Genomic DNA, 20945 nt, shown 5'->3' with positions numbered 1-20945 from the left:
ATTTACTTCACCAGGGTTGCAGAGTTGATAAGAATTGGGGTTTTGGGAACATCGGAGCCAAAGGGGCCGGCCGGGCCGGTAGGCACGGCCTTGATTTTCTGGATCACATCCATGCCGCTGGTGACCTTGCCAAACACGGTGTAGCCATATTGATCCGCCGTGGGGTCCAGAAACGCATTGTCTTTGACATTGATGAAGAACTGTGCCGTCGCCGATTGCGGGTCATTGGTACGGGCCATGGCCAAGGTGCCGACCACATTTTTTTGACCGCCCTTGGCCAGTGCTTCGCGGCCCTCATGAGGCACCGGCGCGCGAGTTTTCTTCTGCACGTACTGGGCATCAAAGCCGCCGCCCTGGATCATGAAGTTGGGAATCACGCGGTGGAAGATCGTGCCGTCGTAATGTTTGTCTTTAACGTACTGTAAAAAATTGTCGACTGTTTTAGGCGCTTTGTCGGGGTAGACCTCGACCACAAAGTCGCCTGCCGTGGTGGCAAACTTGACCTGGGCTGGTGCTTGCGCCCATGCCTCGGATGCTACTAAAAACATAGCTGAAAGTCCAATAACTGCGGGGGCTATAGCCCATAAACGTATATATTTCATCCAATAACTCCTTCGTAAAATATTTTCCAGTCACTGCCTTGGCGAACCCAGTATTGGCGTTTGGTCGGCCCCGTACGGGTGCCATCCGTGACCTCGCCAAAAGTGACCACCATGGTGTCGGCGCTATCGGTCCAGCGCAGCAAGGACAGATCCTTGAGCTGGATCGCGCGTCCCTGCACCTTGTTTAACTCACTGCGCAGTGCCGGCGTCCATTCTGTCAGTGACTTGCCATTGCTGTTGAAGCTGGGGCTGTAGAAACTGAGCACCTGGTTCATGTTGCCGCTGGATTTGGCATTTTGCCAAGCCGTCAATGCTTGTTCAAAGGGCTTGCTCTCAGAACGAGCCGTGCTGGGTGTTACCCATTTCAGACTCTGCGAGATCACGACCGGTGTGGTGCGAACTTCGACGGTCCGGATCAGTGCCATCAAGTCGGGGTTGGCCAAAACGACACAGCCGTCGGTGGCCAGGGGGGGGCGCGAAAACTGGCCGGGCGGCGTGCCGTGCAGCCAGATGCCGCCGCCTGTTTTGCCACGCAGGTTGTCGAGTACGTTCGGGTAATTGATGGGCAGGGCACCTGAGCCGTAAAAGTCTTTCAGCGACTTGGGGTCCAGGTTGCTGGTGATGAAGTACACCCCCATGGGTGTTCGCAAGTCACCCTCGGCGTTTTTTGACAGCCCGGATTTCCCGATGGAGACGTAATAGTCGGCAATCAGTGTCAGTCCGGTGGGTCGATTTTCCAGCAGATACAGGCGCGAGCGGGACGCATCTATGGCAATGGCGTGTTTGTTGCGAGCTGACAAGGCCAGAAATTGCGACGGCAGTGCGCCAGAAGGGGGGCGTTCACGAAGCGCCTTCAAGCGCATTTGCGACTCATCGCGGAGTTGATTGAGCACCGGTGCAGCGGCTTTGCGCATGGGCTCCGGTACGTCGCCAACCATTCGAACGGGTCGTGTGCGCGCGGCCAGCAGGTCGCCGTAGACCAGTTGCGCGAGCTGAAAGTGAGGGTGGTCTTTGACCAGTTGCTCGGCCTGGGCCAAGGCTTCACGGCCCTGTGCTTTGGCCATGAGCTGGTAAATGCCCATCAGGCGTGCTTCAGCCAGGTCGGCATTGGCCGCTTGTTTTTGCTTGACGGTCGCGACCGGCTTGGCTTTGGTCGCGGGCTTCTTGCGAGCGCTCGCGTCAGTGCTCATTGCCAGAGTGACAAGGGCTGCAACAACGAGGGTCGGAAAATACCGCTTCATAAGGGCGTCAGTCGACCAATGACAACAGCGGCATCGTCAGCCAGGTTCGCTGTGATCCGACCGCGCGCATCAGTTTCCCGTGCTTTCCTTGACGATCAGCCATCGGTTGCCGGTTTTGGCTAATTCAAGCGTTTTGCGGCTCGATACCGCCAGCGCACCGGCGCGGTAGTCCTGGCGGAATTTGGCGATCGCCTTGGCGCCATTGACTGTGACGCTCAGTTTCTCCAGCTTGACACTGATGCTGGTCTTGCCGACGATGCGCTTGCGGCGTTCTTCTTCCCAGGCGTTGCGAGTCTGCTGGCCGGCCGGATCAAACTCTTTGCCATAAGCGCCCAGGTAAGCCGTTATGTCTTTGGCCGACCAAGCCGTGGCCCAGGCCTGCACGGCCGCTTCGACTTGTCTGGATTCTTGGGCTGCGCTGTCGCTGGCGACGGGTTTTGCGGGTGCAGCTCTGATGGTTGTGGCCGGAGCTACGACGGCTGGAACGGCAGTCGCCGGCGTTGACGGTTTTGCGACAGGCACTGCCGGGGCAGCGGCCGGCGCCGCAGTAGCGGGATGCTGCCCCTTGTTGTTGGGACTGAACAACTCCCGAATCAGGGCCAGCTTGGGCGGCACCGCTGCGTTGGCACCATCGAGTTGCAACGCCTTGTTGTAGGCCTGGCTGGCGAGCCGGGCGTAAATGTCGCCCAAATTTTCGTGCGCCGTGGCGTAGCTGGGGTTGGTGCGGATGGCCATTTCAAGCGCGGCACGGGCTTTGTCGAACTGGCTTTGGCCCGCGTAGAGCACGGCCAGGTTGTTATAGGGCTCGGGCAGCTCGGGATAATCTTCAGTGAGCTTGGTGAAGGTGGCAATGGCCTCTGCTTGCTTGCCCAAATTGCGTTGGATGACACCTTTGAGAAAGCGCATCTGAGGGTCGGCCGGCTTGCCAACCAGGTAGCTGTCGGCCTTGACCATGGCCTCGTCCAGCTTGCCAGCACGCACCAGCTGACTGACATCGCCATAGTCGTCTGCGTAGGCAACTGAAGTGGCGCAGGCGAGAGCGAGCGTCAGCAGGCGCAGGGTGGTGAAAAGGGCAGTGCGGGCGAGCGTCATGGGGTTTTTTGATTCCTGCAGGGTGAACGCCCGCCAATTGCGGCGGGCCAGCCGACCGGGCTATATACTGCAAAGAATTGTAGCTTAGGGGTTGTTTTTCAGTGCCCCATAATTACGCCCCTTTTGCTGTCTTTGCGAGGCCACCGTTCGGTTGACTACCCTGACGCCGTTGTTTGAAACACCCATGAGTTTGCGCATTTACAACACGCTGTCGCGTGCCATTGAACCTTTGATTCCGCTGCAACCTGGCCACGTGCGCATGTACGTCTGCGGCATGACGGTGTACGACCTGTGCCATTTGGGCCATGCACGCGCCATGGTCGCATTTGACGTGGTGCAGCGTTGGCTCAAGGTCAGCGGCTTGCGGGTGACCTATGTGCGCAATGTCACCGATATTGACGACAAAATCATCAAACGTGCGTTGGAGAATGGCGAATCCATCCGGGCACTGACCGAGCGCATGGTGGATGCATTGCATCAGGATGCCGATGCTCTGGGTATTGAGCGACCCACGCATGAGCCCCGGGCGACTGAGTATGTTCCGCAAATGTTGAGCCTGATTGGACGACTTGAACAAAAGGGCTTGGCCTACCAGTCGGTCAATGGCGATGTGAATTACGCGGTGCGCAAGTTCCCCGGTTACGGCAAGCTCAGCGGCAAGTCACTCGATGAGTTGCGCGCCGGTGAACGGGTGGCGGTGGCGGACGGCAAGGATGATCCGCTTGATTTCGTGCTCTGGAAAACGGCCAAACCGAACGAGCCGCTGGATGCGAAATGGGACAGTGTTTATGGCCAGGGCCGCCCGGGCTGGCACATCGAGTGCTCGGCCATGTGTGGCCAGATGCTGGGCGAGACGGTTGACATTCATGGTGGCGGCGCTGATCTGCAGTTTCCTCATCACGAGAATGAAATTGCCCAAAGCGAGGGTGCCACCGGCAAACCACTGGCGAGCATCTGGATGCACAACGGCTTTGTGACGCGCGACAACGAGAAAATGTCCAAAAGCCTGGGCAATTTTTTCACCATCCGCGATATTTTGGCGCGTTATGACGCTGAGACCACGCGCTTTTTCATCATCCGGGCGCACTACCGCAGCGCCCTGAACCACAGCGACGCGCATCTGGATGATGCGCGCAATTCGCTCAAGCGCCTCTACACCGCGCTTGATTTGGTGGCGCCCGAACCGCTGCTTGAGATTGACTGGCGCCAGCCTTTTGCTGCGCGCTTCAAGGCGGCGATGGATGAAGACTTCGGCACCCCCGAGGCGGTGGCGGTGCTGTTTGAGCTGGCGACCGAGGTCAATAAAACCCGCGACCCCAAATTGGCGGGTCTGCTGAAGGCGCTGGGCGCCTGCCTTGGCTTGCTGCAGGGCGACCCGAAAGTTTTTTTGCAGGCCGGCGCCACGCTCGACGCGGCGTCCATTGCGGCCTTGATTGCGCAACGCACGGCGGCCAAGGCAGCCAAGAACTTTGCCGAGGCTGATCGCATTCGCCAGGACCTGTTGGCTCGGGGCATTGTTTTGAAAGATTCAGCCGCAGGCACCGTCTGGGAAGTGGCGGCATGATTTTTATAATGGTCATTTTGGCCTCTAGCCCCCGTGGATAGTGCAATGTCAGCTACCAGCACTGTAGCGGCAGTGGCCGTCGCTCCCGCCTACTGGAGCGACGCGTGTAAACACCTGATGAAAAAAGACCGGGTGATGAAGCGGCTCATTCCGCAGTTTGGCGACGCCTGCCTGCAAACCCGGGGCGATGCTTTTGTGACGCTGGCGCGCAGCGTGGTGGGTCAGCAGATTTCGGTCAAGGCGGCTCAGACCGTATGGAATCGCTTTGCGCTGCTGCCCAAGAAGATCACAGCGGCCAACGTGCTCAAGCTCAAAGTTGATGACATGCGCGCCGCGGGCTTGAGCGTGCGCAAGGTGGAATACCTGGTGGACCTGGCGCTGCACTTTGACAGTGGCACGGTGCATGTCGAGACCTGGGAGACCATGGACGATGAGGCGATCATCGCCGAGTTGATTGCCATTCGTGGCATTGGCCGTTGGACGGCTGAGATGTTTTTGATCTTTCACCTGATGCGCCCCAATGTGTTGCCGCTTGACGATGTGGGGCTGATCAATGGCATCAGCAAGAACTATTTTTCAGGCGACGTGGTCAGCCGCAGTGACGCCCGCGAAGTAGCCGCCGCCTGGGCGCCGTATTGCAGTGTGGCAACTTGGTATATTTGGCGCTCGCTGGATCCACTGCCGGTGGACTATTGAGACCTTGTGGGACAGACCGGGGTTACGCGAAGCGAACAAGCTCTGTCCCCAACAAGGCTGAGATTTTGTGGGACAGACCGCCGTTACGCGAAGCGAACAAGCTCTGTCCCCAACCGATTAAAGATGTGGGACAGACCGCAGTGACGCCAAGCGAACAAGCGCTGTCCCCAACCGTATAGGAGTCATTTGTGGCCAAGAAAACATTCCTCGATTTTGAGCAACCGATTGCCGATCTCGAAAACAAGATCGAAGAACTGCGCTATGTGCAGACCGAGTCGGCGGTGGACATTTCGACTGAAATTGGTCAACTGGCCAAGAAAAGTCAGCAGCTCACCAAAGACATTTACAGCGACTTGAGCCCGTGGCAAATTACCAAAATTGCCCGTCATCCAGAGCGACCCTACACGCTCGATTACATCAACGACATCTTCACCCATTTTGTCGAGCTGCACGGCGACCGCCATTTCGCCGACGACCTGAGCATTGTGGGTGGCCTGGCGCGTTTTAATGGCACACCCTGCATGGTGCTGGGGCAGCAAAAAGGGCGTGACACCAAAGAGCGCGGCCTGCGCAACTTTGGCATGAGCAAGCCTGAGGGTTATCGCAAAGCCCTGCGCCTCATGAAAACCGCTGAAAAGTTCAACTTGCCCTTGTTCACCTTTGTCGATACGCCTGGCGCCTACCCCGGCATCGATGCTGAAGAACGGGGCCAATCCGAGGCTATTGGCCGCAATATCTTCGAGATGGCGCAGCTCGAAGTGCCCATCATCACCACCATCATCGGCGAGGGCGGGTCGGGCGGCGCCCTGGCGATTTCGATTGGTGACCAGGTGCTGATGCTGCAGTATTCGATTTATTCGGTGATCAGCCCGGAAGGCTGCGCCTCCATCCTCTGGAAGACGTCGGAGAAGGCGCAGGAAGCGGCGGACGCGCTGGGTATTACCGCGCACCGGCTCAAGGCGCTGGGCGTGATTGACAAGATCGTCAACGAGCCGGTTGGCGGTGCGCACCGCGATTACAAGCAGATGGCGGCTTTCCTCAAGCGCGCCCTGACCGACGCCTACCGCCAGGTCAGCGACCTCAAGGTCAAGGAGCTGCTGGACCGTCGCTACGACCGCCTGCAAAGCTATGGTCGCTTCATCGATACCAAGGCAGCGGCGAAGTAACGGATGGCGCGTCGGTATCGCTTTTAGTCAGGTGGCCGTTTGACTGCAACGTTGGCTGACGCCATGGCCGCTTTCACGCCGACCTTGCCGCTGGCGGTGGCCTTCAGTGGTGGGGCCGACTCCACCGCTTTGTTGTTGGCCTGTGCCGAGAAATGGCCGGGGCAGGTCCATGCCATCCACATTCACCATGGGGTACAGGCGGCGGGCGATGACTTCGAGCGGCATTGCCAGGCTGTTTGTGTGCGACTGGGCCTGCCGCTGGTGGTCAAGCGCGTGGATGCTCGTCACGCATCGGGCCAGAGCCCGGAAGACGCCGCACGCCGCGCCAGATATAAGGCTTTTGAGGCTGTAGCCCTCGTGGAATATACGCAAGTAGCTATAAAAAGTATAGCACTTGCGCAGCATGCCGATGATCAGGTTGAGACACTGTTACTGGCCCTGAGTCGGGGTGCGGGTTTGCCGGGAATGAGCGCCATGCCAGCGAGCTGGCAGCGCGCGGGGCTCACCTACCATCGCCCACTGCTGCGGGTCGCAGCGTCAGATATCCGGCGCTGGCTTATCGGTCGTGGCGTGACCTGGATTGAGGACCCGACCAATGTCGATGAACAGTTCACCCGCAACCGTATTCGCGCGCGGCTGTTGCCAGCGCTGGACGCCACATTCCCGCAATTTCGCGATACCTTTGTCCGCAGCGCCGCCCATGCGGCGCAGGCGCAGGCCGTGTTGCTTGATGTGGCGGTGCAGGACCTGGCGCACATTGGTGATCCACCGGTGATTACGCAACTGCAGGCCTTAAATCGCCCGCGCCAGGCCAATGTGCTGCGCCATTGGCTCAACACCGCTTTTCAAGCCGTGCCCAGCACGGCGCAGTTGGCCGAGCTGCTGGACCAGATTGCCGTCTGCACCACGCGGGGACACCAGATCAGGATCAAGGTTGGCACCGGTCTCTGCGAGCGCAGGGGCGCTGTGCTGCATTGGTACAATCCTGCGGTTTTGCTCTAATAAATCTTACCAATGGCATTGATCGTTCACAAATATGGCGGCACGTCGATGGGCTCAACCGAGCGCATCCGCAACGTCGCCAAACGCGTCGCCAAATGGGCGCGCGCTGGCCATCAGATGGTGGTCGTACCAAGCGCCATGAGCGGCGAGACCAACCGTTTGCTGGCGCTGGCGAAAGAACTGGCGCCGGCGAAAGCAACTGAGTCCTACAGCCGCGAACTCGACATGCTGGCCGCAACTGGCGAGCAGGCCTCCAGCGCCTTGCTGGCCATTGCGCTGCAAGCTGAAGGCCTGGAGTCAGTGAGCTACGCCGGCTGGCAAGTGCCCATTCGCACCAACAGCGCGTACACCAAAGCACGTATCGAGTCGATTGAAGACACCAAGGTGCGCGCTGATCTCGACGCTGGCCGGGTGGTCATCGTCACCGGCTTTCAAGGACTGGATGAACTGGGCAACATCACGACACTGGGGCGTGGTGGCTCGGATACTTCCGCCGTGGCCGTGGCAGCCGCCATGAAGGCCGATGAATGCCTGATCTACACCGACGTCGATGGTGTCTATACCACCGACCCACGTGTGGTGCCCGAGGCACGCCGCCTGCAGACCGTGAGTTTTGAGGAGATGCTGGAAATGGCCTCCATGGGCTCCAAAGTGCTGCAGATCCGGTCGGTCGAATTTGCCGGCAAATACAAAGTCAAGCTGCGTGTTTTGAGCAGCTTTACGCCGTGGGATATTGATATCAACGAGGAAGCCGCCTCCGGCACCTTGATCACTTTTGAGGAAGACGAACACATGGAACAAGCCATTGTTTCCGGCATTGCGTTCAGCCGCGATGAAGCCAAAATCTCCGTCCTGGGCGTGCCCGACAAGCCCGGAATTGCCTACCAGATTCTGGGCGCCGTGGCCGATGCCAATATTGATGTCGATGTGATCATTCAGAACATCAGCAAAGATGGCAAGACCGATTTCAGCTTCACAGTCAACCGGGGCGAGTATGCCAAGACCGTCGATTTGCTGAAAGAAAAAGTGCTTCCCAAGCTGGGGGCCCAAGAGGTGGTGGGCGACACCAAAATCTGCAAAGTGTCGATCGTCGGTATTGGCATGCGCAGTCACGTGGGTGTGGCCAGCAGAATGTTTCGCGTCCTGAGTGAAGAAGGCATCAACATTCAGATGATTTCAACCTCCGAGATCAAGACCTCCGTGGTGATTGACGAGAAGTACATGGAACTGGCCGTGCGCGCATTGCACAAGGCATTTGAGCTTGAACAGGCGCCTGCTTAAAATTCAGTCCGACTCATGAGATAATCCAGCCAATTCAGGAAACGTGACCGAGTGGCCGAAGGTGCTCCCCTGCTAAGGGAGTATGGGGTGTAGATCCTCATCGAGGGTTCGAATCCCTCCGTTTCCGCCAAATTGAATATTTTTGACAGTCTCCGTGACTTGAAAAAATGACCCCAAAAAAAATGCCCTGGTTCCTCATTGGAGCCGGGGCTATTTTTTTGGGTCTTGACCAGCACACGCTAACCGACGGTCAAATTTGAGTTGGGGTGTTGAGCCATGTTGGGCAAAAACTCCACCCTGTTATTTTGAAATTACCTTGAACACCGCGCGCGCCGCTGCCACAGTGGCCGCAATGTCTTCAGCGGTATGGGCTGCGCTCACGAACCCCGCCTCATACAAGGCTGGTGCAATGTACACACCGCGATCCAACAATCCGTGAAAAAGTTGATTAAAGCGAACGCTGTCGGATTTCATGACCTGGACGTAATTTTGCGGCAGGGTATCGAGCAGGAAAAAGCCGAACATGCCTCCTTCGCTGTCGGCGCTAAAAGCAAGGCCTTCGGCGGCTGCGGCAGCCTTCAGTCCGTCGGTCAGTGAGCGGGTGGTGCGCGCAAGATTTTCATAAAATCCGGGTTTGCTGATTTCGCGCAGGGTGGCCAGGCCGCAGGCCGTCGCTACCGGATTGCCTGACAGTGTGCCGGCCTGGTAGACCGTTCCCAAGGGTGCGAGGTGCTCCATGACAGCGCGTTTGGCGCCGAAGGCGGCCAGCGGCATGCCACCGCCAATCACCTTGCCCATCACCGTCATGTCGGGTTCAAAGCCGGGGATTTCCTTGGCATAAACGCTCTGTGCGCCGCCCAGCGCCACCCGGAAACCAGTCATCACCTCGTCAAAAACCAGCAGTGCGCCGTACTGGGTGCAGAGCTCGCGGCAGCGTTTCACAAATGGCACGCTGGCGCGCACAAAGTTCATGTTGCCGCAAATGGGTTCCATCATCAGGCAGGCAATTTCACTGCCCTGCATGGCAAAGGCCTCCTCCAATTGCTCAATGTTGTTGTATTCCAGCACCACTGTGTGTTGCACCACTTCAGGAGGCACGCCGGCGCTGGTCGGGTTGCCAAAAGTGGCCAGACCTGAACCCGCCTTCACCAAAAGTGCATCAGCGTGACCGTGGTAGCAGCCCTCAAATTTGATGAGCTTGCTGCGGCCGGTGGCGCCGCGCGCCAGGCGAATCGTGCTCATGGCGGCCTCGGTACCGGAACTGACCAGGCGCACCATGTCCATGGACGGAACCAGGCGCAGAATTTCTTCGGCCAGCTCAACTTCGCGTTCAGTTGGCGCGCCGTAAGAAAAGCCTTCAAGTACAGCGGCCTGTACCGCTTCTACGACCGCCGGGTGCCCGTGTCCCAGAATCATGGGGCCCCAAGAGCCAATAAAGTCGGTGTAACGCTGGTTATTGGCATCCCAGAAATAGGCGCCTTGGGCGCGTTTGACAAAACGTGGCGTGCCGCCAACTGCCTTGAAGGCCCTGACCGGTGAATTGACACCGCCGGGGATTACGCGTTTGGCACGTTCGAACAAAATTTGGTTGTTATCAGTGTTGAGTGTCATGGGGAAGGGGGTTTCAGAGTGGGGATAAAAAGGAAGATGAGGGTAACGCGCTGGTTCGGCGGACCTCTGCCAATGACTGGTTCAAGTATTTGGCTACTAGGGGAAACCATGGGGGCTGGTGTGAGCGGGCCAGTGTGTTTCTTCAGGCAAAATATCACATAGCGTGGCGTGCGGCGAAGCTTGCGAATGCCGCTTTTTTTTCGATGCTTGCATTCTATTCGAAGGCCTTTTAAGCTGTGGAATCGACCAAAACATGGATGTGTCTGATTTGTGGATGGATCTATGACGAAGACAGGGGGGATCCCGATCACGGCGTTGCCCCGGGGACAGAATGGAGAGCAGTGCCTGTCAACTGGACTTGCCCTGAATGTGGTGCGCGCAAGGAGGATTTCGAAATGGTGCAAATTTAGGCGCCGTTATTGAAATGTGTACTATCGCTAAGATTTATCACCATTTCAGGAGTCTTGTTTTGTGAATACGACTGGATCGACTTTCAAAGTTCTGGTGATTGACGACAGCAACACCATCCGGCGCAGTGCCGAGATTTTTTTGAAGCAAGGCGGGCATGAAGTCATGCTGGCTGAAGATGGTTTTGATGCCTTGGCAAAAGTCAATGACTACCAGCCCCAGCTCATTTTTTGCGACATCCTGATGCCTAGATTGGATGGCTACCAGACCTGTGCGATCATCAAGCGAAATGCCAAGTATTCAGACGTTCCCATAGTCATGTTGTCTTCGAAAGACGGCGTTTTTGACAAAGCGCGCGGACGCATGGTCGGGGCGCAAGATTACTTGACAAAACCATTTACCAAAGACCAGTTATTGCAGGCTGTACAGCAGTTCGGCAAAGTGGCGCAAGGAGTTAACTGATGGCTATCCATAAAGTTCTGATCGTGGACGACTCAAAAACCGAGTTGATGTTCATGACCAATTTGCTGCAAAAAAACGGTATGTCGGTGCGCACGGCAGAGGGCGCTGATGAAGCGCTGCGTCGACTCGCAGAAGAAAAGCCCGATCTGATCCTCATGGACGTGGTGATGCCGGGTCAAAACGGTTTTCAACTGACGCGGTCCATCAATCGTACGCCCGAGTATTCGGATATTCCAATCATCATGTGCACCAGTAAAAGTCTGGAGACAGACCGCGTATGGGGTATGCGCCAAGGCGCGCGCGACTACATCACCAAGCCGGTTGATGCGGCCGAGTTGTTGGTCAAGATCAAGGCACTGGGCTGAACTCCCCAGGATCGCATGGCTAATCGCGAAGCACTTCGAGAACTCCAGACCCGCCTTGCCAGTCGATTGCAGGCGGCTCGCTCCGGGGACGTGTCGGTTGCGTGGCTGGCTGTCAAGGCGGGCGAGTCAAACTACCTTTTTCCGCTGGCGCAATCCGGCGAGATATTTCCACTGATCAACGTTCAGGCTGTCCCCTATTGCCGTCAATGGTTCATGGGTGTTGTCAATCTTCGTGGTGGCCTTTTTGGCGTTGTCGATCTGGCAAGTTTCATGAGCGGCGGATCGACTCGGGGCAGAACCGAACAGTCGCTCGCTGAGTCCAGTGTCATCACGATCAACGCGGCGCTGGAGCTCAATTGTGCTTTGATGGTGGACGGCCTGGCCGGACTTCGCAAGCGTGATGCGTTTACCGTTGCCGAGGCGTCACCCGAGGGTTCTCCGGTTTTTTTTGGCACCCGGTTTACTGACCGCGACGGCGCGCATTGGCAGGAAATCAACTTGCAGTCCTTGTCTCAACTTCCAGAATTTCTCAGCATTAGCGCTTAAGTTTTACCTAGGGTTTCATCATGTCCGTCGTTGATCAACTGAAAAATTTTTTTGTCAAAAATGTACCCGAGTCTGATCAAGATTCCCGCTTGAGCCTTGGCGTGCCGGGCGCCACCATGTATCCGATGGAGATGGATCAAATAACGGGCACAACAGAATCCAGACAACAAAGACCGGTTGCACCAGGGCAGTCCAACGGCGACACGGGTGAGGCGATTGATGACGAGGCGACCAACCTGATTGCGCTTCCGGTTTTGGGAAAGAAAACGGTAGTCCAGCATCAGCGCCTGCTTTCGACACTGCTGGGTCTGGCCCTGGTTTTGCTCGCAGTTGTGACTTTGTTTGCGTTAAACCAGGCGAACAAGGTGGCGCAGCAATTAGGAGCCACGGGACAGTCGCTGATGCAGTCACAGCGTCTGGCGAAGTCGGTTTCTCAGGCGTTGGTGGGTGGTGCAGAGGCCTTCCCCGACGTGGTGGAGAGCTCGGGCGTTTTAGCCAAGTCAGTACGCGGTCTGAAAGCCGGCGATGAGCAAATGGGATTGAGTGCCTTGAGTCCAGATTATTTGCCCGAGCTTGACAAAATCACGCCGCTGATGGAGCGGGCAGAAAAGAATGCGGCGATTGTGTTAGGTCAACAAAAGATATTGACGCAGGTCGGTGCCGCACTTCGGCTGATCAATCGGCAATCTTCGGATTTACTGGAAATCGCAGAGACGGTGTCCTCCCTCAAGCTGCAACAAAACGCCGCCGCCGCCGAGATATCGGCGGCCGGTCAGTTGGTGATGTTGACGCAGCGTATTGGCAAGTCTTCAAACGAGTTCCTGACGGTTGAGGGTGTGAGTCCGGAGGCGGTTTTTCTGCTGGGCAAGGACTTGAACTCGTTCAAGGAAATCGCTCAAGGCATGCTTGATGGCAGTCCCGAGTTGCGTTTGGGCGCGACGAAAGACCCGCAAACACGTGAGCAGTTGGCTGCCTTGATCAATCTTTTTGAGGAGACCCGAAAGCAGGCGGGTGCCATTTTGGGCAATCTGCAAGGGCTGGTTTCGGCCCGTGAAGCACAGGTTTCCATTATTGCGGACAGTGAACCTCTGCGTCGAAATCTTGAAGAGCTGCAGGGCAAACTGTCAGCACACGCAGGTCTCGGTGCGGGCGCTTTGTCGATGCTGGTGGGTTCTGTTTTGCTGGCGCTGCTTTGTGCTGGTGGCTTGTCCTATGTTCAATTGCTTGACAGCCGCAAGCGTCAGGTCGCGGCCGAAGCGCAGCGCCTGGAGGCCGAGCGTCAGGAGAAGGAGGCAAAGCGTGTGAACGATGCCAACCAGGCTGCCATTTTGCGTTTGATGAACGAGTTGCAAACTGTCGCCGAAGGCGATTTGACGCAAGAGGCGACTGTGACAGAGGACATCACGGGGGCCATCGCCGATTCGGTCAATTACACGGTGGAGGAGCTGCGGTCGCTGGTGGGTAATGTGCAAAGCACGGTCACCCGCGTGGCGCAGACGACCGCTGAAGTGGACACGACGTCGACAGAGTTGTTGGCAGCCTCCAATGAACAGTTGCATGAAATTCGGGAAACCGGTCGCTCGGTCGTGGATATGGCTTCACGAATCAATGACGTCTCTGTGCAGGCACAGGAATCTGCCTCGGTTGCCAGGCAGTCTCTGCAGGCTGCGGAGGTGGGTTTGAAGGCGGTGCAAAACACCATTGGCGGCATGAACTCGATTCGGGACCAGATACAGGAGACATCCAAGCGCATCAAGCGCCTGGGCGAGTCGTCGCAGGAAATTGGTGAAATCACGGAGCTGATTTCCGACATTACCGAACAGACCAACGTGTTGGCGCTCAACGCCGCCATTCAGGCCGCGTCGGCCGGTGAAGCCGGGCGGGGCTTCTCGGTGGTGGCCGAGGAGGTACAGCGGCTTGCCGAACGATCAGCCGATGCGACGCGTCAAATTTCGGCACTGGTCAAAGCGATTCAAACCGACACGCAGGATGCGGTGGGTGCCATGGAGCGGTCAACCCAAGGGGTGGTGGAAGGCGCCAAGCTTTCGGACAACGCCGGTACCGCGTTGACTGAGATTGACCAGGTGTCCCGGCGCCTGGCGGAGCTGATCGAACAAATTTCCAGTTCAACCTCCCGCGAGGCGAACCTGGCCAACGTGGTGGCTGACAATATCCAGCACATTTTTGCGGTTACCGAACAGACGGGTGAGGGGACTCGTTCCACGGCAGCCCAGGTCCGCGAGCTCTCGAAAATGGCTGAGGAGTTGCGGCAGTCAGTGTCACGGTTCAAGATTGCCTGACCTTCTTCAATCTGACCTTGTTGCCCCCAGGAGTGCACGATCCCATGCAAGTAAACGCTGCCCCGACCGGCACCAGTGAACCGGTGTCCCACGACCTTGGGCCTTTGGCCTGGGTGCTCGAAGAGCTGCGTAAGTCGTTGAGCGGTGCGACCAAAGCCCTTCGCCGGTTCGTCCGTGACGCCGAGTTGGCGCGAGGTTCTGATCTGGCTGCGCTGGACGCCAGTCAGTTGCGCATCGCCCGCCAGCAATTGCATCAGGCGGTTGGCGCCCTGGAGATGGTCGGCATGGCTGTGCCGGCCAAGATATTGCGATCGATGGAGGCGCTGGCGCAGCGATTTGTGCAACGTCCCGAGTTGTGCAGTGACGAGGCCGCTAGCAAGGTAGAGCGTGCCAGTTTTGCCCTGACTGAATATCTGGAAGGGGTTCTCAAGGGGAAAAGCGCTTCACCGGTGGCCTTGTTTCCCCAGTACCGCGATGTTTTGGAGCTGGTGGGCAATGATCGTGTTCATCCTGCGGACTTGTGGCCACTCGAATTGCGCTGGATTGACGTCGTTTTGCCACAAGAAGCGTTGGCGCTTGGCTATGATTCATTGGTTCGCACCCGCCTTGATAAGGCAGTTCTGCAAATCGTCAAGTCAGGCGACGTCGCCGCTGCACAGGCCATGCGCGGTATCAGTCTGGGGTTTGCAGCGGCCCAAGAGACATTGGAAGCACGCGTTTTTTGGAAGATTTCTGCGGCCTATTTTGAAGCTCTGTCCTTGGGTCTGTGCCCTCCTGATGTTTACGGCAAGCTGGCAGCTTCCCGAATCCTTCATCAATACAGGACCCTGGCTCGAGGCGAGCCGGGAATTTCCGAGCGATTGGTGCAGGATTTGTTGTTTTTTTGTGCACAGGCGGTGCCTGCTCAAGCGGCTGATGCGCCCGTACTGGCTGCGGTTCGCGCCGCGTATGGGTTGACCCAGACGAAATCATTTGATTACGAACGGCCTCAGTTTGGACGTTTCGATCCAGCGCTACTGGTTCAGGCCCGCAAGCGTATTGCGGCCGCCACCGAAACCTGGTCTGCGCTAGCCGGTGGCGATACCAATCGCTTGAAGGTGGCCCTTGACCAATTCAGTCTGGTGACCGATTCCGTATTGAAAATGCATCCCGAGAGTGCTGATTTGGTGCGGGCATTGACGCAGGCGATTGAAAAGACGGCGCTGTCTGGTGAGGCGCCAGCCCCCGCACTGGCCATGGAAGTTGCGACCGTTGTGCTGTATCTTGAGGCTGCCTATGACGATCTGGATCCGACCGACTCGCAGATGAAAGAGCGCAGTGCCAGTCTTGCAGCCCGGATGGAGAATGTCAACGCGGGCGGGCAACCGGAGCCGCTCGAGGCTTGGATGGAGGAGTTGTACCGCAGGGTCAGTGATCGTCAGATCATGGGTAGTGTCGTTGACGAGTTGCGAATGACGCTTGGGGGCGTTGAAAAATCGCTGGATTCATTCTTTCGTAATCCTCTTGATAAGGTTCCCTTGCACGAGGTGCCTAGTCAGTTGGCACAGATGCGGGGCGTTTTTTCGGTTTTGGGCCTTGATCAGGCAGCCCTTGCAACGCTGCGCATGCGTGACAGTGTCGAAAAATTTCTGGTTGACGATATTGACGCTGATGCTGCGCGAGCGGGCGTTTTTGAAAAGCTGGGTAACAGTCTGGGGGCCCTTGGGTTTCTGATTGACATGCTGAGTTACCAGCGCACGCTGGCCAAGAAACTCTTTGTGTACGACGAGGAATTGGGTGAGTTCAAGCCCCTGATGGGGCGTGAAAAGGCGAGCGACCGGACCGCAGAGAGCCCGTCGGTGCCTGGCGTTGACAAGGTTTCCGACAAGGCGCTGGCTGCCGTGGAAGCGCCTTCTGAGAGCTTGTCGGCAGCAGTTCCAGTCGAAGAGCCAGCCCCGGCGCTGGTCTTGGCGCCAGAACCGGTCACCCCGGTGCTGGCCGAGCCAGCAGACGATGACGATGAGACTGACTTGAAGGATATCTTCCTTGAAGAAGCGCGTGAAGTGCTTCATGCCGGGCTTGAGGCCATCGCCGCATTGGCAGACGAGCCCGCAGATATGGGGCAACAGACGACATTGCGGCGCGCTTTTCATACGCTCAAAGGCAGCTCACGCATGGTGGGTCTGAGTGAATTTGGTGAAGCAGCCTGGTCCCTGGAGCAGTTGCTCAATACCTGGTTGGCTGAGCAAAAGCCTGCCAGCAGTGAATTGGTCAGGCTCGCAGACAGGGCCATGCATGGCTTCGACCGTTGGGTCGAGGATATTGCAGCAGGAGAAGATGCGAAGTGGAATGCGCAGGCCTTTCGCAAGGCTGCTGACGGTTTGCGCCTTGATAACGCTGAAGTTGAACTTTTGTTGCCGGGTGAAGAGGTGCAGAGCCCGACCCCGGATGAGATCCCGCATGCCGATTTCGTCTCGACACAAGTGATTGATCTGGACTTGACGCAGGCTTTTGATGTCAATCTCGCCTTGCCGGTCGATGGCGCTTCGGGATTGTCCCCGGCTGCGCCGGTCCCGGATGAGCCGCTGGCGCTTGACGACTTCGATTTTGGTGTTGGCGCTGACCTGACGCCACCACCTGATGAGGCCGCAGTTGCTCCGGACGTTTCGGACGAAGTGGAGCCCTTCTCGGCCGAGCTTGCTGTCCTCGTGAGTCAAGCCCCCGACGTTCAGTCTGAGCCTCAACAGGCCAGTTTCTTGGATTTGGATCTGGAAGAACAGGTCAAGGTTATCGGATCCCTGCGCATTGGTATCCCACTTTACAACGTCTACCTGAACGAGGCAGACGAGTTGTCCCGGCGCTTGCTGACAGAACTAAGCGAATGGGCTCTGGAGTTGCATCAACCGGTTTCGGAGACGACGGTGGCACTGGCGCATTCCCTGGCTGGCAGTTCGGCAACGGTTGGTTTTTTTGCCCTGTCCGAGATGGCGCGGGCGCTGGAACATGCCTTGCAGCATGTGCGGCTTCATGTTCAGGGCATTCCAGAGCATGCCCAGGTATTCATGGCGGCGGCAGAGGATATGCGCCGCCTGCTGCATCAATTCGCAGCAGGATTCCTCAAGGAGCCCGATCAGGCGCTGCTCGACGCACTGAAGGCTATTCTGGAAATCGAATTCCCGGCCGTTGCAGCGGGCGTGGTTGACAGCTTTTACGCTCAACTGGCGGATGAGTCGGAAATTGCCGAGCCGCCCGGCTTTGATGAGGTCGCGGACAGTGTCGTGACGGAGTCGGAAGCAGAAGCAGAGCCGCTTGTATGGACGCCTGACGCCGAAGCTGTGGCAGGCCCCGCAAATGGCGATGCCGAAGTTGAACATATTGATGCACTTGATGCGCTTGACGTTGACCTCTTCCCGATTTTTGAGGACGAGGCGCTTGAATTGTTGCCGCAGCTCGGCGGCGCCTTGAGGCAGTGGACGGCCCGCCCCGACAACCTGGGTGCTCGAAATGAAGTGCTGCGGGTTTTGCACACGCTCAAAGGCAGCAGCCGACTGGCCGGCGCGATGCAATTGGGTGAGATGACTCACCGCATGGAGAGCGCGATAGAACGGATGGGGAGCGAATCTTTGTCGGCGGCACAGCTGGAGCCCCTGTTGGCTCGGTTTGATGCAATGCAGGCCAACTTTGACCAATTGCGCGCAACGCCGGAACAGGCCTTGATTTTGCCGGAGGTCAGTGCGGCGCCCCAGGAGGAGATTGCCCCAGCCGGGCTCGCCGAGGTGGTGGCTGCAGAGACCGAGCCGACAAAATTGGTGGCGCCCGATACATCGGGATTCATTCCGCGGGCATTGCCACGCCCGGGAGCCCAGCCAACTGTGCGCGTGCGTTCACAGCTGCTGGACCGCCTGGTGAATCAGGCGGGAGAGGTGATGATCACGCGGTCCCGGATGGAGGCTCGCTTGGGTCAGTTGCGTGGGTCACTGGGTGAACTTACCGGCAATCTGGATCGCTTGAGAAACCAGTTGCGCGATATCGAGGTGCAGTCGGAGTCCCAGATGCAGTCGCGGCTGGCACAGGCCAAAGACACCGCGCAGGGTTTTGATCCGCTGGAATTTGACCGCTTTACCCGGGTGCAGGAGCTCACCCGGATGATGGCTGAATCAGTGCATGACGTCGCGACGGTGCAACGTAACTTGCAGCGTGCGGTGCAGGGGAGTGAAGACGATCTGATCGCCCAGGGGCGCCAGGCCCGTGAATTGCAGCGTGACCTGTTGCGCACCCGAATGGTGGAGTTCGACGGTATGTCGGACCGTCTGTACGGCGTTGTTCGCCAGGCATCCAAGGAAGCGAACAAGCAGGTCAAGCTCGACATCAAAGGGGGGGCTCTGGATATGGATCGCGGCGTGCTGGATCGCATGGCGCCCGTTTTCGAACATTTGCTGCGCAATTCGGTGGCACATGGTATTGAGGACTCGTCGCTGCGCGTGGCAGCGGGGAAACCGATGACCGGTAGCATTGGCATCCATCTGCAACAACAAAGCAATGACGTCACGGTGGAGTTCAGTGACGATGGCGCCGGGCTGGACCTGGACCGGATCCGGGAAAAGGCACGGGCCAATGGCCTGATGCCGCAGGATGGCACATTGACCGATGACGAGGCCGCCGATCTGATCTTTACCCCCGGCTTTTCCACCGCCGAGCAGATCACCGAGTTGGCCGGTCGCGGCATTGGCATGGACGTCGTGCGCTCCGAAGTCAGCGCGCTGGGTGGCCGCATTGAAACCTCGACCGAACGTGGACAGGGAACAAAGTTCAAGCTGGTGCTGCCGCTGACCACGGCGGTGACGCAGGTGGTCATGTTGCGCGTCGGCGAGTTGGTGGTCGGCGTGTCGGCGAATCTGGTTGAGATGGTGCGTCGGGTGCCGATTGCCGATCTTGAGCGCGCCTATCAAGACCATGTCTTTGCCTATGGTGGCGAGCAGGTGCCGTTTTTCTGGGGTGGCGCTCTGTTACAGGCCTCGGCGCACAGCAACGAGGCCGTCACCAAGACGCTGCCGGTGGCTATTTTCCGCAGTGCGGGTCAAAGAATTGCGGTGCACTTTGATGAAGTGCTGGGTAATCAGGAAGTGGTGGTCAAAAACCTCGGACCTCAATTGTCCCGTCTGCCGGGCCTGACCGGTATGTCGGTTTTGGCCTCAGGTGCGGTGGTCCTGATCTACAACCCGGTGGCCCTGGCTACTGTTTATGGCGAGCGGGCACGGCACCTCAGTCTGGATGCAGCGCAGGCTGTGGACCAAGCCGCCACAGCATCACAGGCTTCGTCGCTGACCAGTGTCAATCAGGCGCCCCTGGTGTTGGTGGTTGACGATTCGATCACGGTGCGCCGTGTCACCCAGCGCCTGCTCAAACGCGAAGGCTTTAGGGTGGCTCTGGCCATCGATGGCCTGCAGGCGCTGGAGCGTTTGCAGGAGGAAAAGCCGGCGGTTGTTCTCTCTGACATCGAAATGCCACGCATGGATGGCTTCGACCTGGTGCGAAATATCCGAGGCGATGCCAGACTGCGCGATCTTCCCATCATCATGATTACCTCGCGCATTGCCGAGAAACATCGTGAGCGCGCCCGTGAACTCGGTGTTGATCACTACTTGGGCAAACCGTACTCAGAAGACGAACTGATTGGTTTGGTGCGGCAGTATTGCATCGCGACTGTTGAAGCTTAAAACTGCCTCTAGACCGCATGAATATTGGATTGTTTGCTATTATGTTTATAGTAAAAATTCAAGCGGCAGATTGATGTCTTTTGACGACAGCGTAGCGTTGCAAGGTTAGCGCACGTGCCGCAGCGTGCGCCACATTGGGCGCAGGGCAGTTTTGGCCCAGCGTCACGCCCGCCATCTGCAATTCAAGCGGTTTGACGGTCCAGGGCCAGGCACAAGGCGGCGTTGTCGATCAACCGCAGGTCAGGGCGAAGCCACATCAAACCAGAATCGAATTGCCTGTTCATGATCACCGTTAAAATCGCAGCATGCCTGCAGATTTTGCCTTGACCAACCTGACGAATCATTTTCTGATCGCCATGCCCGGTTTGCAGGACGAGATCTTCTCGCGTAGCGTCGTCTATGTGTGCGAGCACAGCCAGCGCGGTGCGCTGGGTTTGGTCATCAACAAGCCCTGTGATATCGACATGAAGCGCCTGTTTGAAAAGGTGGAACTGCCGATGTGCCGCGCCGACCTCTCCAACACGCCAGTTTTTTTGGGTGGGCCAGTGCAAACCGAGCGCGGTTTTGTGCTGCATGAGGCGACTTTTGCCGACGCCGACAAACCGGCCGAGTCGGTTTACGCCTCCACCATGGTGATCCCGGGCGGGCTGGAGATGACCACGTCCAAAGATGTGCTGGAAGCGATTTCCATCGGAGCCGGGCCGCGCAAAGTGTTGGTGTCGCTGGGCTATGCCGCCTGGGGTGAAGGGCAACTGGAGTCTGAAATTTCAGAAAACAGCTGGTTGACCGTGGCCGCCAGCAACAGTGTCATCTTTGATACACCGGTGGCCCAGCGCTACGAGCAGGCCTTGTTGTTGCTCGGTTTGGAGCTGTGGATGCTGTCGCCTGACGCCGGGCACGCCTAACCCGCTCG

16 protein-coding genes and 1 tRNA gene are annotated in these 20945 nt (G+C 57.8%); 13 read left to right on the top strand and 4 right to left on the bottom strand.

Going from position 1 to position 20945, the window contains the following annotated elements; genetic code table 11:
* Positions 1-2: 2 nt before the first annotated feature.
* The 3 genes from WA157_RS05080 to WA157_RS05070 form a co-directional block, all read right to left on the bottom strand.
* On the bottom strand, positions 3-548 hold the full coding sequence (locus WA157_RS05080) for a peptidylprolyl isomerase (RefSeq protein ID WP_422619930.1): 546 nt from the start codon (positions 546-548) through the stop codon (positions 3-5).
* Between the two features lie 50 nt (positions 549-598).
* Positions 599-1792 carry a L,D-transpeptidase family protein gene (locus tag WA157_RS05075; protein ID WP_422619929.1) on the bottom strand — a complete coding sequence of 398 codons (1194 nt, stop codon included), beginning with the start codon at positions 1790-1792 and terminating at the stop codon, positions 599-601.
* Between the two features lie 120 nt (positions 1793-1912).
* Entirely contained in the window at positions 1913-2935 is a 1023-nt protein-coding gene (locus tag WA157_RS05070; RefSeq protein ID WP_422619928.1) for a L,D-transpeptidase Cds6 family protein, read from the bottom strand.
* 184 nt (positions 2936-3119) lie between these two features.
* Here WA157_RS05070 and cysS point away from each other — a divergent pair, with 184 nt between their 5' ends.
* From cysS to WA157_RS05040, 6 genes are all read left to right on the top strand, one after another.
* A complete protein-coding gene (gene cysS, locus WA157_RS05065; protein WP_422619927.1) occupies positions 3120-4499 on the top strand; it encodes a cysteine--tRNA ligase in 1380 nt (459 codons plus the stop codon).
* 45 nt (positions 4500-4544) lie between these two features.
* Positions 4545-5195, top strand: a complete 651-nt coding sequence (locus WA157_RS05060) for a DNA-3-methyladenine glycosylase family protein (protein WP_422619926.1) — start codon at positions 4545-4547, stop codon at positions 5193-5195.
* A gap of 188 nt (positions 5196-5383) precedes the next feature.
* A complete protein-coding gene (locus WA157_RS05055) occupies positions 5384-6361 on the top strand; it encodes an acetyl-CoA carboxylase carboxyltransferase subunit alpha (protein ID WP_011463653.1) in 978 nt (325 codons plus the stop codon).
* A 39-nt stretch (positions 6362-6400) separates the two neighbouring features.
* Positions 6401-7363 (top strand): tRNA lysidine(34) synthetase TilS, encoded by a 963-nt coding sequence (tilS, locus tag WA157_RS05050; RefSeq protein ID WP_422619925.1) that lies wholly within the window; start codon positions 6401-6403, stop codon positions 7361-7363.
* Between the two features lie 12 nt (positions 7364-7375).
* A complete protein-coding gene (locus WA157_RS05045; protein ID WP_422619924.1) occupies positions 7376-8644 on the top strand; it encodes an aspartate kinase in 1269 nt (422 codons plus the stop codon).
* Positions 8645-8681: 37 nt separating this feature from the next.
* Positions 8682-8774: transfer RNA gene (locus WA157_RS05040), tRNA-Ser, on the top strand.
* 170 nt (positions 8775-8944) lie between these two features.
* Here the strand turns inward: WA157_RS05040 and hemL are convergent.
* Complete coding sequence (gene hemL / locus WA157_RS05035) at positions 8945-10255, bottom strand: glutamate-1-semialdehyde 2,1-aminomutase (protein WP_422619923.1); 1311 nt, start codon at positions 10253-10255, stop codon at positions 8945-8947.
* A 257-nt stretch (positions 10256-10512) separates the two neighbouring features.
* Between hemL and WA157_RS05030 the strand changes: the two genes are divergently transcribed.
* From WA157_RS05030 to WA157_RS05000, 7 genes are all read left to right on the top strand, one after another.
* On the top strand, positions 10513-10665 hold the full coding sequence (locus WA157_RS05030; RefSeq protein ID WP_422619986.1) for a rubredoxin: 153 nt from the start codon (positions 10513-10515) through the stop codon (positions 10663-10665).
* Positions 10666-10726: 61 nt separating this feature from the next.
* The gene (locus WA157_RS05025; RefSeq protein ID WP_011463673.1) at positions 10727-11125 is read left to right on the top strand and encodes a response regulator; all 399 of its coding nucleotides are present in this window, start codon (positions 10727-10729) and stop codon (positions 11123-11125) included.
* A complete protein-coding gene (locus WA157_RS05020) occupies positions 11125-11490 on the top strand; it encodes a response regulator (protein ID WP_011463674.1) in 366 nt (121 codons plus the stop codon). The genes WA157_RS05025 and WA157_RS05020 overlap by 1 nt, the downstream gene beginning before the upstream one ends.
* 15 nt (positions 11491-11505) lie before the next feature.
* Entirely contained in the window at positions 11506-12036 is a 531-nt protein-coding gene (locus tag WA157_RS05015; protein ID WP_422619922.1) for a chemotaxis protein CheW, read from the top strand.
* A 20-nt stretch (positions 12037-12056) separates the two neighbouring features.
* Positions 12057-14336, top strand: a complete 2280-nt coding sequence (locus tag WA157_RS05010; RefSeq protein ID WP_422619921.1) for a methyl-accepting chemotaxis protein — start codon at positions 12057-12059, stop codon at positions 14334-14336.
* A gap of 44 nt (positions 14337-14380) precedes the next feature.
* The gene (locus WA157_RS05005) at positions 14381-20032 is read left to right on the top strand and encodes an Hpt domain-containing protein (protein WP_422619920.1); all 5652 of its coding nucleotides are present in this window, start codon (positions 14381-14383) and stop codon (positions 20030-20032) included.
* Between the two features lie 305 nt (positions 20033-20337).
* Positions 20338-20937 (top strand): YqgE/AlgH family protein, encoded by a 600-nt coding sequence (locus WA157_RS05000; protein ID WP_422619919.1) that lies wholly within the window; start codon positions 20338-20340, stop codon positions 20935-20937.
* Positions 20938-20945 lie beyond the last annotated feature (8 nt).

This window comes from Rhodoferax ferrireducens (assembly GCF_049302455.1).
In the GTDB taxonomy this organism is placed as follows: domain Bacteria; phylum Pseudomonadota; class Gammaproteobacteria; order Burkholderiales; family Burkholderiaceae_C; genus Rhodoferax; species Rhodoferax ferrireducens_B.
Note: the sequence above shows the minus strand (reverse complement) of the source record. Positions and strands in the feature narration are given on the sequence as shown.

Coding starts and splice junctions, on each gene's coding strand:
- WA157_RS05060 (WP_422619926.1), top strand. CDS start 4,545: ATGTCAGCTACCAGCACTGTAGCGGCAGTGGCCGTCGCTCCCGCCTAC.
- WA157_RS05020 (WP_011463674.1), top strand. CDS start 11,125: ATGGCTATCCATAAAGTTCTGATCGTGGACGACTCAAAAACCGAGTTG.
- WA157_RS05005 (WP_422619920.1), top strand. CDS start 14,381: ATGCAAGTAAACGCTGCCCCGACCGGCACCAGTGAACCGGTGTCCCAC.
- WA157_RS05045 (WP_422619924.1), top strand. CDS start 7,376: ATGGCATTGATCGTTCACAAATATGGCGGCACGTCGATGGGCTCAACC.
- WA157_RS05030 (WP_422619986.1), top strand. CDS start 10,513: ATGTGTCTGATTTGTGGATGGATCTATGACGAAGACAGGGGGGATCCC.
- WA157_RS05080 (WP_422619930.1), bottom strand. CDS start 548: ATGTTTTTAGTAGCATCCGAGGCATGGGCGCAAGCACCAGCCCAGGTC.
- WA157_RS05075 (WP_422619929.1), bottom strand. CDS start 1,792: ATGAGCACTGACGCGAGCGCTCGCAAGAAGCCCGCGACCAAAGCCAAG.
- WA157_RS05010 (WP_422619921.1), top strand. CDS start 12,057: ATGTCCGTCGTTGATCAACTGAAAAATTTTTTTGTCAAAAATGTACCC.
- WA157_RS05070 (WP_422619928.1), bottom strand. CDS start 2,935: ATGACGCTCGCCCGCACTGCCCTTTTCACCACCCTGCGCCTGCTGACG.
- hemL (WP_422619923.1), bottom strand. CDS start 10,255: ATGACACTCAACACTGATAACAACCAAATTTTGTTCGAACGTGCCAAA.
- WA157_RS05000 (WP_422619919.1), top strand. CDS start 20,338: ATGCCTGCAGATTTTGCCTTGACCAACCTGACGAATCATTTTCTGATC.
- WA157_RS05015 (WP_422619922.1), top strand. CDS start 11,506: ATGGCTAATCGCGAAGCACTTCGAGAACTCCAGACCCGCCTTGCCAGT.
- cysS (WP_422619927.1), top strand. CDS start 3,120: ATGAGTTTGCGCATTTACAACACGCTGTCGCGTGCCATTGAACCTTTG.